The following is an 11,761-nucleotide window of genomic DNA, read 5'->3' on the forward strand; positions in this document are numbered from 1 at the left end:
CGCCTGTTGTCCTGAGCGGCAGGCGTCCTCCCGACTTTTCGACTTCGACTGCAGATATCCGTATGAGCGCGCGCATCCCCACCCTGGACATCACCCGTTTCGATACCGATCGCGATGCTTTCGTCGCCGAGCTCGGTGCGGCCTATCGCCAATGGGGCTTTGCCGGCATCCGCAATCACGGCATCGCGCAGACCGAGATCGACGCGGCCTACGACGTGTTCAAGGCATTCTTCGCCTTGCCCGAAGAGGTCAAGCGCCGCTATCACGTGCCGGGCAGTGGCGGCGCACGTGGCTACACCGCCTTTGGTGTGGAAACCGCCAAGGACTCCAAGCACTTCGATCTGAAGGAGTTCTGGCACATCGGCCGCGAGATTCCGGACGATTCGCCGTACCGCGAGGTGATGGCGCCGAACCTGTGGCCGGAAGAAGTCCCCGGATTCCGTGAGCGCGGCTACCAGCTGTATCAGCAGCTCGACCAGCTGGGCTCGCGCGTGCTCGCAGCACTGGCGCTGCACATCGGCCTGCCGCAGGACTATTTCGTCGACAAGACCAACAACGGCAATTCGATCCTGCGCCCGATCCATTATCCGCCGATCACCAGCGACGACATTCCCAATGTGCGCGCCGGTGCGCATGGCGACATCAACTTCATCACCTTGCTGGTCGGTGCGAGCGCGGCCGGTCTGGAGGTGCGTTCCAACGACGGCGAGTGGGTGCCGTTCACCGCCGACGCCGACACCATCGTGGTCAATATCGGCGACATGCTGCAGCGCCTGACCAACCATGTGTATCCGTCCACGATTCACCGCGTGGTGAACCCGCCGGGCGAAGCGGCGCGCAAGCCGCGCTACTCGGTGCCGTTCTTCCTGCATCCAAATCCGGACTTTTTGATCGACGTGCTGCCCTCGTGCATCAGTGCCGACAACCCGAGCCGCTACCTCGAGCCGATCACCGCACACGGGTTTCTGGAAGAGCGCCTGCGCGAGATCAAGCTGAAGTAACTCGACAGAGAGGTCGACTGTTGGCGCTGTTGGTTTTTTCGGCGCCAGGTGCGCAATGCGTTGCCGATAATTCACGCAGCGAATGGCTGCGTCCGCAACATGCGGCATGACAGGTGCCACACTTCTATTCATAAAATTCCGCTCGTGTCTGGTTAAAGCTTGCGTTCACCCGCGCCGATAACTCAGTCTGATCGCTAGCGCGACGTCGGATTCGCCTGGCGCCCGCTGCCGATTGCACGAGGTAGGGGCGCATGCGGATGCCGTGGTTCAAACAATTAGGTGCGATGTCGTTGCTTGCGCTGTATGGCGCGATGGCACCGGCTGCAGCAACGCCGGTGAGCGTCACCGTCACTGATGCCAATGGTGTCCTGGTCGATGCGGTGGTCAGTCTGGAACTGCCGCGGCCCGCCGCAGCCAGCGCGGGCAAGATGCTGGAGATGGATCAGGTCAATTCGCAATTCGTGCCGGCGGTCTTGGCGGTGCGCACCGGCACCTCGGTACGGTTTCCGAACAACGATCAGATCCGTCACCAGGTGTATTCGTTCTCGCCCGCCAAACGCTTCGAATTGCCGCTGTTTCAGGGCACTACCGCCGCGCCGGTGCGATTCGATCAGGCCGGTCTGGTGACGGTGGGCTGCAACATCCATGACTGGATGCTGGGCTATATCGTGGTGCTGGAGACGCCGTATTTCGGCAAGACCGGTAGCGATGGTCGCGTACAACTCGATGCCCCGGCAGGAACCTACACGCTGCGCGTGTGGCATCCACGCATCAAGGGCGCTGCGGTGGGCGAGCCGCTGGTGATTGCGCGTGATGCCTTGCAACGCAAGGTCACCTTGCAGACCACTGGCGCCGCTCCGGCGGTGGCGCCGCCGGACGAGCGGATGCGCGCGCTGCAGGACAAGTTCCGCAGCGCCGACCCCAAGAAGCCGCACCCATGAGGGCGATGCGCCTGCACACGCGCATCGCGGCTCTGCTGGTACTGGTCGTGCTGGCCACGCAGGCGTTGACCTTCATCGCCGTGCAGCTGGCCACCGAGCGCAGCGTCAAGGCGCAATTGGGCGAAGAACTGCAGATCGGCGAACGCGTGTGGCAGCGCATCAATCTGCGCCGTGACGAGCAACTGCTGCAATCGGCCTCGGTACTGGCAGACGACTTCGGGTTTCGTGCCGCGGTGGCCAGCGGCGATGTGCCCACCATGCAATCGGCGCTGCGCAACCATGCCGCGCGCATGTCTGCGCAGACCGCAGTGCTGCTTTCGCCGGATGGCGAATTTTTGACCGGGTTGGCCGACCTTCCGCAGGCCGAACAATTGCGTGCGGTGCAGGCGTTGTTGCAGCAGGCGCAGCGCGATGGGCGCGCAGTCGGCGTGGTTGCCCTGGATCAACATATCGTGCGCCTGGCCGTGGTGCAGGTGCTGGCGCCCAGTCGCGTTGGCTGGATCGCGATCGGCAACGAATCCGGCGACGGCCTGGCACAGGACTTCCGCAGCACGACCGGACTGGATGCCACGTTCTTTACCGATGGCCCACCGGTGCGCGTGCTGGCATCCACCTTGGAGCCGGCAGCGCGTCGCGAGTTTGCGCAACAGTTGCCTGCCGCCGAGCACAAGCAGACGGAAGCGATTCCGCTCAACCTGGGCGAATCACGCTACCTGGTCAAACTGCAATCGCTCCAGGGCGACAGCCACGTGCGGGTGGCCTTGCAGGCCTCGCTCGATCGCGCGGTCGCGCCCTATCGCACGCTCAAGTTGCGCATCCTGCTGCTGGCAGGTTTGGCGACCGCTGCAGCCTTGTGCGTGGCGATCGTTCTGGCACGCAGTGTCAGCAAACCGGTCGCGCAACTGGTGCAGGCGGCACGACGCATCCAGCGCGGCGATTATCAGACAGCGGTGGAAGTTCCGCCGGGTCGCGAGCTCGCCGAACTGGCCGATAGCTTTGGGCGCATGCAGCATCAGATCGCCAGCCGCGAGCAACACATTCTGCATCAGGCGCGGCACGACGCATTGACCGGGCTGCCCAATCGGGTCTGGTTGCTCGAACGCCTGAAAGAAGTGACCGCGCAGACAGTCGCCTCCGGCGGAACGGCGGCGGTGCTGATTCTGGATCTGGAGCGTTTCAAGGAACTCAACGACAGCCTTGGTCATGATTTCGCCGACCAGGTGCTGGTCGAGGCCGGCCGCAGGCTTGCAGAGGTGGTGCAAGAACCGAACTTGGTCGGGCGGCTGGGCAGCGATGAGTTCATGGTGATCGTGGCACACGCCGATGCGACCACCGTGCAGCAGGATGCACAACGCCTGCTGCTGCAACTGCGTCGCCCATTGGTGTTGCCGCAGGCACGCATCCAGCTCGAAGCCAGCATTGGCATCGCCCTGATTCCCGAGCATGGCGCAGACCCGGACACCTTGTTGCGCCGTGCCGACATCGCGCGACGGCAGGTGGACGATGCCGCCACCATCGGTGCCAGCGTCTATCGCATGGGGCAGGACGAACAGCATCTGCGGCGGCTGCGCCTCACCGGCGATCTGCGCCAGGCTATCGGCGGTAACGAGTTGACCTTGCGCTTCCAACCCAAGATCTGCCTGCGCAGCGATCGCGTCGAACAGGTCGAAGTGCTGGTGCGTTGGCATCATCCGACGCTGGGTCCGATCGGGCCCGACGAATTCATTCCGCTGGCTGAGCATTCCGGCGTCATCCATCCATTGACCCGCTTCGTACTGGACGAGGCGCTGCGCTGTCAAGCGCACTGGCGCACGCAAGGGCTGGAGCTGGGCATGGCGATCAATTTGTCGGCACTGGATCTCTCCGATCCGGGGTTGCCCGATTACGTGCGTGCGCGGCTGGAACAGCATGCGGTGCCGGCGCAGTCGGTCACGTTGGAACTGACCGAAAGCGCCTTGATGCGCGATGTCGAATCCGCGCTGCACATGCTGCATCAACTGCGTAGCGTCGGCGTACGTCTGTCCATCGACGACTTCGGTACCGGCTATTCCTCGTTGGCCCAACTCAAGCGCATGCCGGTGAACGAATTGAAGATCGACAAGAGCTTCGTCATGCAGCTGGCCGAAGGCACCGACGATGCGTTCATCGTGCGCAGCACGATCGATCTCGGGCATAACCTGGGCCTGAGCGTGATCGCCGAAGGCGTCGAGAACACCACTGCGCTCGGTCTGTTGCGCGGCTATGGTTGCGACATGGTGCAGGGCTATCTCTACGCGCCGCCGCTGGAGCAAGCTCCCTTCGTGGCGTGGTGCATGCGCCAACTTGGAATGGCCGCGCCCTCGCAGATCGGAGCGCAACGATGAAGCATCGTTTCCGCGCCGCGCTCGTTTCTGCAGTGTGCAGTGTCGCGCTCACGCCAGCGTTTGCGGTCGCCGGCGACGGGCGCCTGCTCGCTACCGGCGGCGTGTCGATGATCGAAGGCAGCAGCGGTGGCGGCATCGTGCCGTGGGCCACGTTGTCGGGGTATGGCACGCGCGACGAGCTCGGTACCGTGCTGTTCGCCACGCATGTGGACAGCGGCGATTATCGACTCGATGTACAAGGCGCCGCGCTGACGGTCGGCAACCGCCTGGAACTGTCGCTTGCGCGCCAGCGCCTGGACCTGGGCACCTTGCAGGATCGCCTGGCACTGCCGTGGAACGCGCTCGGTCAGGATGTCTTCGGCGCCAAGCTGCGCGTGTACGGCGATCTGGTCTACGGGCGCGCCCCGCAAGTCAGCGTCGGCGTGCAGTACAAGCGTGTGCGCGACGGCACGCTGCCACTGGCCATCGGTGCACGTGACGACCACGGCACCGATGTCTATGTCAGTGCCAGCAGGCTGCTGTTACAGGGCGCCGGCGGCTATCAATTGCTGCTCAACGGCACGCTGCGCGCGACCCGCGCCAATCAGACCGGTTTGCTCGGCTTCGGTGGCGATCGTCGCAACAGCTATCGACTGGTCGCTGAGGCCAGTGCTGCGGTCGTGCTGTCGCCGTCGTGGGTGGTTGGTGTGGAATATCGCGGCAAACCGGACAATCTGGGCTTTGCGCGCGAACAGGCCTGGGCCGACGGTTTTGTTGCCTGGTTTCCCAACAAGCATGTGTCGTTGACCGCAGCCTGGGCCGATCTTGGCGACATCGCCACGCTGACCAACCAGCGCGGCCCGTATCTTTCCTTGCAGGTAGCGTTCTGATGAATCGATGGCTGCGGTGGTCCCTGCTATGTGTGCTGAGCCTGAGTGCCTGCGCCACCACGCAGCCTCCTCAAACGCTGTACGACGAACTTGGTGGCCAAGCCGGCATCGAGGCGCTGGTGGAAACCATGTTGTCGCGCATTGCTGACGATCAACGCATCGTCGACAAATTCGCGCGGGTCAACATCGTCATGCTCAACGCGCGCCTGGTGCAGAAGTTCTGCCATGTCGCCGATGGCCCGTGCCCGGATACCGCCAAATCGATGCAACAGGCGCATGCGCATCTGGCCATTCGCGAGGGCGATTTCAACGCCTTGGTCGAAGATCTCAACTGGGCAATGGATCAGCAAAAGATCCCGCGCCGCACCCAGAATCGCCTGTTGGCACGACTGGCTGCCATGCACGGCGAGATCGTCAATCACTGAGCGCTGCTGACAAAACGACTGTGCCCACCGCCACGCGAGCGCAGCCGGTGCTCGGTGCGGCAGGTGCCACGCGTAAACTCCGGTTCTGAGTGCGCCGCCCGCACCCACCTGACGACTGCTCGCGACGTTTTGTGAGCCGTTCTAAGTCCCAGAGTTGTAAGCCATGCGCAGTGCGCGCGTGCGGTGACGATGCGCTGCGATGCACCTGCCAACGTGCAGTAACGCGTTTCAATCCAGCGGCCTTACCCGATGCGAGCCGCGGGCCATCAGGCGCAGCGCAACCGAATGCGGCAGCAGGCGCAGTGCGGCATTGACCAGTCGATAGCGCCAGCCCGGCACCGCCAGCACCTGGCCACGCTCCAAGGCGGCGATGCCGTACTCGGCAACTGCATCGGCCTGCAACCAGGCCCAGCCGGGCAGGGTGGACATCGCTTCGCGGGTGCCGGTGACATCGTGGAATTCCGACCACGCAAAGCCCGGGCACAGCGCACACACCTTGACCGCGCAATCGGCGTTTTCCAGCGCCAGCGACTCGCTGAAGCGCAACATGAAGCTCTTGCTGGCCGCATACAGCGTCTGTCCGTCGGCACTGGGCGTGAGTGCGGCAAATGACGCGACGTTGAGAATGCGGCCCTGGCCACTGGCGCGGATCATCGGCAACAGCCGCCAGGTCAGTTCGCACACCGCGCCGATCATCACCTGCAGAAAGCGTGCATGCGTGGCCCAGTCGTTGTGCAGGTAGCGGCCCGGCACGCCGTAGCCGGCATTGTTGACCAGCGTGCCTACCGTCCAGCCATTGCGCTGGATCTGCGTCACCAGCGCCTCGGCCGCCGCAGGGTCGGCCAGGTCGGCCGGCAGCACCTCTACACGTACCTGCGTGCCCAGTTCGGCGGCCAGCGCCTGTAGTCGCTCCACCCGGCGCGCGGTCAGGATCAACGGCACGCCCCGTTTGGCGTACGCCCGCGCAATCTCGCGGCCGATCCCGCTGGAGGCGCCGGTGACCAGCGCAAAGACAGGTGAAACGGACATGGCAGGTTCCTGTTGAACGAGGGGTGGGACATGCGGCGGACAGAAGTGTGCCGGTTGCCGACAGGGCATGGGCTATTCTGTCGCCTGTCTTCCACTCAGGAACCTGCGCCTGATGCGTCGAAAGATCGTTGCTGGAAATTGGAAGCTGCATGGCAGCCGCGCCTTCGCCACCGAATTGGTGGCCCAGGTCGCTGCGCACATGCCCCTGGAGGGTGTCGATGTCGTCATCCTGCCGCCACTGCCTTACCTCGGCGACCTGATCGAGGATTTCGAGGCGCATCACCTGTCCTTTGGAGCCCAGGACGTCAGTAGTAACGAGAAGGGCGCCTACACCGGCGAGGTTTCGGCCACGATGCTGGTGGATGTCGGGGCCGACTACGGCCTGGTCGGTCACTCCGAGCGCCGCCAGTACCACCAGGAGAGTAGTGAGCTGGTGGCGCATAAGTTTGCCGCCGCCATCCACGCCGGCTTGATCCCGGTGCTGTGCGTGGGCGAGTCGCTGGAACAGCGTGAAGCCGGTCAGACTGAGGCAATCCTACGTGCCCAGCTCGAGCCGGTACTGGCATTGGTCGGCAGCGAGGGCTTCGCCCGCGCGGTGCTGGCCTATGAACCGATCTGGGCCATTGGGACCGGACGGACTGCCAGCCCGGAGCAGGCGCAGGCCGTGCACGCCTTCCTGCGTGGCGAAGTCGCGAAGGCGGATGCTAGAATTGCCGACTATCTGCCCATCCTGTACGGGGGCAGTGTCAAGCCCGACAACGCCAGCGAGCTGTTCGCGCAGCCCGATGTCGATGGTGGGCTTGTCGGAGGCGCCTCCTTGGTGGCCGAAGATTTCCTGGCCATCGCGCGTGCGGCGGCCGCTTGTTAACCCATTAAGTTTTGTCCGGGGACGGATTTCGAAATGCTGATGTTGATCCTCAATGTGGTCTACGTGCTGGTCGCGCTGGCGATGATTGCGCTGATCCTGATGCAGCGTGGCGCGGGTGCGGCAGCCGGTTCCGGCTTCGGTGCCGGCGCCTCGGGCACGGTGTTCGGTTCGCAGGGTGCGTCGAACTTCCTGTCCAAGTCGACCAAGTGGCTGGCGGTGGTGTTTTTCAGCATCAGTCTGTTCATGGCGTGGTATGCCACCCACGGTGCCCGTCCGACCGATCAGAACCTGGGTGTGATGTCGGAGTCCGCCACCCCGGCGCCGGCTGCAGCCGGTGAGTTGACCCAGCCGTTGCCGCAGGCGCCTGCTGCCGGTGCGGTACCGACCGCTCCGTCGCAGCCTGCTCCTGCCGCCGCACCCGCTGCTGCGCCAGTGCAGTCCGCACCTGCGCCGTCGGCGCCAGCGGCCAGCGAAGAAAACGCTTCAGAACCAGCACAAAAACGCTGAAGCCGGTTACAATACGCTGCGCACTGGGATGCCCAGCGGCGCAACGTATGCCCAGGTGGCGGAATTGGTAGACGCACTACCTTGAGGTGGTAGCGACTTAGGTCGTAGGGGTTCGAGTCCCCTCTTGGGCACCATTGTTTGGCTGCAGTTCCTGTGCATTGCGACACGTCGCGCGCAGGGTCTGCCTATACCCCATGCCGGCACGCGGCGCGTGCGGGCAGAGGCAAGAGAGAATCGCTGTGCTGGCCGAATATTTGCCGAGTCTGCTGTTTCTGATCGTCGCCACTGGCATCGGCATCGTGCTGATGCTGATTGGTCGGTTCCTCGCTCCGCGCAGCCCGGACGCGCGCAAGCTTTCGCCGTACGAGTGTGGCTTCGAGGCATTCGAAGACGCGCGCATGAAGTTCGATGTGCGCTACTACCTCATCGCGATCCAGTTCATCGTGTTTGACCTGGAAATTATCTTCATCGTGCCGTGGACGCAGGTGTTCATGGAGATCGGCGCACGTTCGCTGGTCACCATGGGGCTGTTCGTCGGCATGTTGTTCCTCGGCTTTATCTACGTGTGGAAGAAGGGAGCGCTGGAATGGGAGTGATTCAGACCCTGGATCGTCTGATGACCAACCCGATGCCGGAAGGCCGGGTGGAAGACATCCTGCGCCCGGACGGCGAAAACCCGCTGCTCGAGAAGGGCTACGTGACCACCAGCGTCGACGCGTTGTTGAACTGGGCGCGGACCGGCTCGATGTGGCCGATGACCTTTGGTCTGGCCTGCTGTGCGGTCGAAATGATGCACGCTGGCGCCTCGCGTCTGGACCTGGATCGGTACGGCGTGGTGTTTCGCCCGTCGCCGCGCCAGTCCGACGTGATGATCGTCGCCGGCACCTTGGTCAACAAGATGGCCCCGGCGCTGCGCAAGGTCTACGACCAGATGCCGGACCCGAAGTGGGTCATCTCGATGGGCAGCTGCGCCAACGGCGGCGGCTACTATCACTATTCGTATTCGGTGGTGCGCGGTTGCGATCGCATCGTGCCGGTGGACATCTATGTCCCGGGCTGCCCGCCGACCGCCGAGGCGCTGGTCTACGGCATCTTGCAGCTGCAGAAGAAGATCTGGCGTACCCAGACGATCGCGCGCTGATACCCGTCTTCTCCTACCGAGAGCAGCCAAGCCCCCATGGCAGAGCAAGCATCCTCCTTCACTGACCGACTTGCGGCACGTTTCGCCGGTGCCCAGATCGCCGTGGCATTGCCGCGCGGCGAAGTCACGCTGGAAGTCGCCGCGGCCGATTGGCACGCCACCTGTCTGGCGCTGCGCGACGAGCTCGCTTTTGAGCAGCTCAGCGACCTGTGCGGCGTCGACTACCTGGGTTATGGCAGCGACGAGTGGGATACCGCCGACGTGTCCTCGCAGGGCTTCAGTCGCGGCGTCGAAGGCAAGGGCATCGGGCGTTTCGGTTGGGGTGAGTTTCCCAGCCAGGAAGGCTCCACCGGCGCGCATGCGCAGCACATGCCCAAACAGCGTTTTGCGGTCGTTGCTCAGCTGATTTCCTACCAGCACAACCAGCGTTTGCGCGTGCGTTGCTACGCACCCGACGAGCAGGTGCCGGTGGTGGCGTCGGTGACCGATATCTGGCCGGGCGTGAATTGGTTCGAGCGCGAAGCATTCGACCTGTTCGGCATCGTGTTCGATGGTCACCCGGACCTGCGCCGCATCCTGACCGACTATGGATTCGTCGGCCACCCGTTCCGCAAGGATTTCCCGCTGATCGGTAACGTCGAAGTGCGTTACGACGAAGAGCGCAAGCGCGTGGTGTACGAACCGGTTACCTCGGTCGAGCCGCGCGTTGGTGTGCCGCGCGTGATTCGCGACGATGCCCGTTATGAGACTGCCGCCGGTGAAGTGGGCAAGTCGGAGACCGCCAAGTGAGTGAGTTCCGCCAGGCAACCGATGCCTTCGCGAGCAATCCTGTCGAAAGCAAGCAGGAAATCCGCAATTACACGATGAACTTCGGCCCGCAGCATCCTGCGGCGCACGGCGTGCTGCGTCTGATCCTGGAAATGGACGGCGAGACCGTGGTGCGTGCCGATCCGCATATCGGCCTGCTGCACCGTGGCACCGAGAAGCTGGCCGAGTCCAAGCCATTCAACCAGTCGGTTCCGTACATGGATCGCCTGGATTACGTGTCGATGATGTGCAACGAGCACGCCTACGTGCGCGCGATCGAGTCCCTGATGGGAATCGAAGCGCCGGAGCGTGCGCAATACATCCGCACCATGTTCGACGAGATCACCCGCATCAAGAATCACCTGATGTGGGTCGGTTCCAACGCACTCGATCTGGGTGCGATGGCGGTGATGTTGTACGCGTTCCGCGAGCGCGAAGAATTGATGGACGTCTACGAGGCGGTCAGCGGCGCGCGCATGCACGCGGCCTACTACCGCCCGGGTGGCGTGTACCGCGATCTGCCCGATTTCATGCCCAAGTACAAGGAATCGCGCTGGCACAAGGGTGGGGCGCTGAAGAAGCGCAACGCTGCTCGCGAAGGCACGATGCTGGATTTCCTCGAGGATTTCACCGACACCTTCCCGTCGCGCGTGGACGAATACGAAACGCTGCTGACCGATAACCGCATCTGGAAGCAGCGTACTGTCGATGTCGGCATCATCAGCCCGGATCTGGCGCGTGCCTGGGGCATGACCGGTCCGATGCTGCGTGGCTCGGGGATCGAGTGGGATCTGCGCAAGAAGCAGCCGTATGCCAAGTACGACGCGGTGGATTTCGATATCCCGGTCGGCACCAACGGCGACTGCTACGACCGCTATCTGGTCCGCGTGGCCGAGATGCGCGAATCCAACCGCATCATCAAGCAATGCGTGAAGTGGCTGAAGGCCAACCCTGGCCCGGTCATGGTCACCAATTTCAAGGTCGCTCCGCCAAGCCGCGAAGGCATGAAGGACGACATGGAAGCGCTGATCCATCACTTCAAGCTGTTCAGTGAAGGCTATTGCGTGCCGGCCGGCGAGACCTATTGCGCGGTCGAAGCGCCCAAGGGCGAGTTCGGTTGCTACCTGATGTCCGATGGCGCCAACAAGCCGTTCCGCCTGCATCTGCGCGCGCCCGGCTTTGCGCATCTGTCGTCGATGGATGCGGTGGTGCGTGGTTATTTGCTGGCCGACGTCGTGGCGATGATCGGCACTTACGATTTGGTTTTCGGTGAGGTTGACCGATGAAGGCGACGGGTAATTTCGAAGCGGCGCGCGACGTCGATCCGCAGGTGGTGCTGAGCGATAAAACGCGTGCGCACATCGATCATTGGCTGGCCAAGTTTCCGCCCGATCGCAAGCGTTCGGCGGTGCTGCAGGGCTTGCACGCGGCGCAGGAGCAGAACCAGGGCTGGTTGACCGACGAGTTGATCGTTGGCGTGGCCAAGTATCTGGAACTGCCGCCGGTGTGGGCGTATGAGGTGGCCAGCTTCTACTCGATGTTCGAGACCGAGAAGGTCGGCCGCCACAACGTGGCGTTCTGCACCAACATCAGCTGCTGGCTCAACGGCGCCGAAGATCTGCTGGCGCACGCCGAGAAGAAACTGGGTTGCAAGCTGGGGCAGTCGACGGCCGATGGCCGCGTCTACCTCAAGCGCGAAGAAGAGTGCCTGGCGGCCTGCTCTGCAGCGCCGATGATGGTCATCAACGGCCATTACCATGAGCACCTGACGAAAGAGAAGGTCGACGCGCTGCTGGACGGGCTGGAATAA

Annotated in this window: 13 protein-coding genes, 1 tRNA gene and 1 other RNA gene; 14 read left to right on the forward strand and 1 reads right to left on the reverse strand. The window is 63.5% G+C overall.

Annotation, left to right across the window (positions count from 1 at the left end; genetic code table 11):
• The first annotated feature begins 62 nt into the window (after positions 1-62).
• The 6 genes from ABQZ00_RS06065 (at position 63) to ABQZ00_RS06090 (ending at position 5,737) form a co-directional block, all read left to right on the forward strand.
• Positions 63-1,001, forward strand: coding sequence for an isopenicillin N synthase family dioxygenase (locus tag ABQZ00_RS06065; RefSeq protein ID WP_055850060.1), 939 nt, complete (start codon positions 63-65; stop codon positions 999-1,001).
• Positions 1,002-1,258: 257 nt separating this feature from the next.
• The gene (locus tag ABQZ00_RS06070) at positions 1,259-1,942 is read left to right on the forward strand and encodes a methylamine utilization protein (protein ID WP_323537446.1); all 684 of its coding nucleotides are present in this window, start codon (positions 1,259-1,261) and stop codon (positions 1,940-1,942) included.
• Positions 1,939-4,305 (forward strand): putative bifunctional diguanylate cyclase/phosphodiesterase, encoded by a 2,367-nt coding sequence (locus tag ABQZ00_RS06075; RefSeq protein ID WP_323537341.1) that lies wholly within the window; start codon positions 1,939-1,941, stop codon positions 4,303-4,305. Before ABQZ00_RS06070 ends, ABQZ00_RS06075 begins: the two co-directional genes overlap by 4 nt.
• Entirely contained in the window at positions 4,302-5,174 is an 873-nt protein-coding gene (locus tag ABQZ00_RS06080) for a DUF3034 family protein (RefSeq protein WP_323537340.1), read from the forward strand. Before ABQZ00_RS06075 ends, ABQZ00_RS06080 begins: the two co-directional genes overlap by 4 nt.
• Complete coding sequence (locus ABQZ00_RS06085; protein ID WP_115513335.1) at positions 5,174-5,599, forward strand: group I truncated hemoglobin; 426 nt, start codon at positions 5,174-5,176, stop codon at positions 5,597-5,599. The genes ABQZ00_RS06080 and ABQZ00_RS06085 overlap by 1 nt, the downstream gene beginning before the upstream one ends.
• A 61-nt stretch (positions 5,600-5,660) precedes the next feature.
• A non-coding RNA gene (locus ABQZ00_RS06090) (sX9 sRNA) lies at positions 5,661-5,737 on the forward strand.
• Positions 5,738-5,827: 90 nt separating this feature from the next.
• Here the strand turns inward: ABQZ00_RS06090 and ABQZ00_RS06095 are convergent.
• Positions 5,828-6,628: an SDR family NAD(P)-dependent oxidoreductase gene (locus tag ABQZ00_RS06095; protein ID WP_323537339.1), complete on the reverse strand. Its 801-nt coding sequence runs from the start codon at positions 6,626-6,628 to the stop codon at positions 5,828-5,830.
• A gap of 112 nt (positions 6,629-6,740) precedes the next feature.
• Between ABQZ00_RS06095 and tpiA the strand changes: the two genes are divergently transcribed.
• The 8 genes from tpiA to nuoE all read left to right on the forward strand — a co-directional run bounded on the left by tpiA (position 6,741) and on the right by nuoE (position 11,761).
• A complete protein-coding gene (gene tpiA / locus ABQZ00_RS06100; RefSeq protein WP_323537338.1) occupies positions 6,741-7,496 on the forward strand; it encodes a triose-phosphate isomerase in 756 nt (251 codons plus the stop codon).
• A 33-nt stretch (positions 7,497-7,529) separates the two neighbouring features.
• Positions 7,530-8,003 carry a preprotein translocase subunit SecG gene (secG, locus tag ABQZ00_RS06105; RefSeq protein ID WP_323537337.1) on the forward strand — a complete coding sequence of 158 codons (474 nt, stop codon included), beginning with the start codon at positions 7,530-7,532 and terminating at the stop codon, positions 8,001-8,003.
• Positions 8,004-8,052: 49 nt separating this feature from the next.
• Positions 8,053-8,137 (forward strand) — tRNA-Leu (locus ABQZ00_RS06110).
• 105 nt (positions 8,138-8,242) lie between these two features.
• Positions 8,243-8,599, forward strand: coding sequence for an NADH-quinone oxidoreductase subunit A (locus tag ABQZ00_RS06115; RefSeq protein WP_005991364.1), 357 nt, complete (start codon positions 8,243-8,245; stop codon positions 8,597-8,599).
• Positions 8,590-9,144 carry a NuoB/complex I 20 kDa subunit family protein gene (locus tag ABQZ00_RS06120; protein WP_039420570.1) on the forward strand — a complete coding sequence of 185 codons (555 nt, stop codon included), beginning with the start codon at positions 8,590-8,592 and terminating at the stop codon, positions 9,142-9,144. Before ABQZ00_RS06115 ends, ABQZ00_RS06120 begins: the two co-directional genes overlap by 10 nt.
• A 36-nt stretch (positions 9,145-9,180) precedes the next feature.
• On the forward strand, positions 9,181-9,933 hold the full coding sequence (locus tag ABQZ00_RS06125) for an NADH-quinone oxidoreductase subunit C (protein ID WP_115528405.1): 753 nt from the start codon (positions 9,181-9,183) through the stop codon (positions 9,931-9,933).
• A complete protein-coding gene (locus tag ABQZ00_RS06130; RefSeq protein WP_115513331.1) occupies positions 9,930-11,237 on the forward strand; it encodes an NADH-quinone oxidoreductase subunit D in 1,308 nt (435 codons plus the stop codon). The genes ABQZ00_RS06125 and ABQZ00_RS06130 overlap by 4 nt, the downstream gene beginning before the upstream one ends.
• Positions 11,234-11,761, forward strand: coding sequence for an NADH-quinone oxidoreductase subunit NuoE (nuoE, locus tag ABQZ00_RS06135; protein WP_005991372.1), 528 nt, complete (start codon positions 11,234-11,236; stop codon positions 11,759-11,761). Before ABQZ00_RS06130 ends, nuoE begins: the two co-directional genes overlap by 4 nt.

It is taken from the genome of Xanthomonas sp. WHRI 10204, from assembly GCF_040202875.1.
Taxonomy (GTDB): domain Bacteria; phylum Pseudomonadota; class Gammaproteobacteria; order Xanthomonadales; family Xanthomonadaceae; genus Xanthomonas.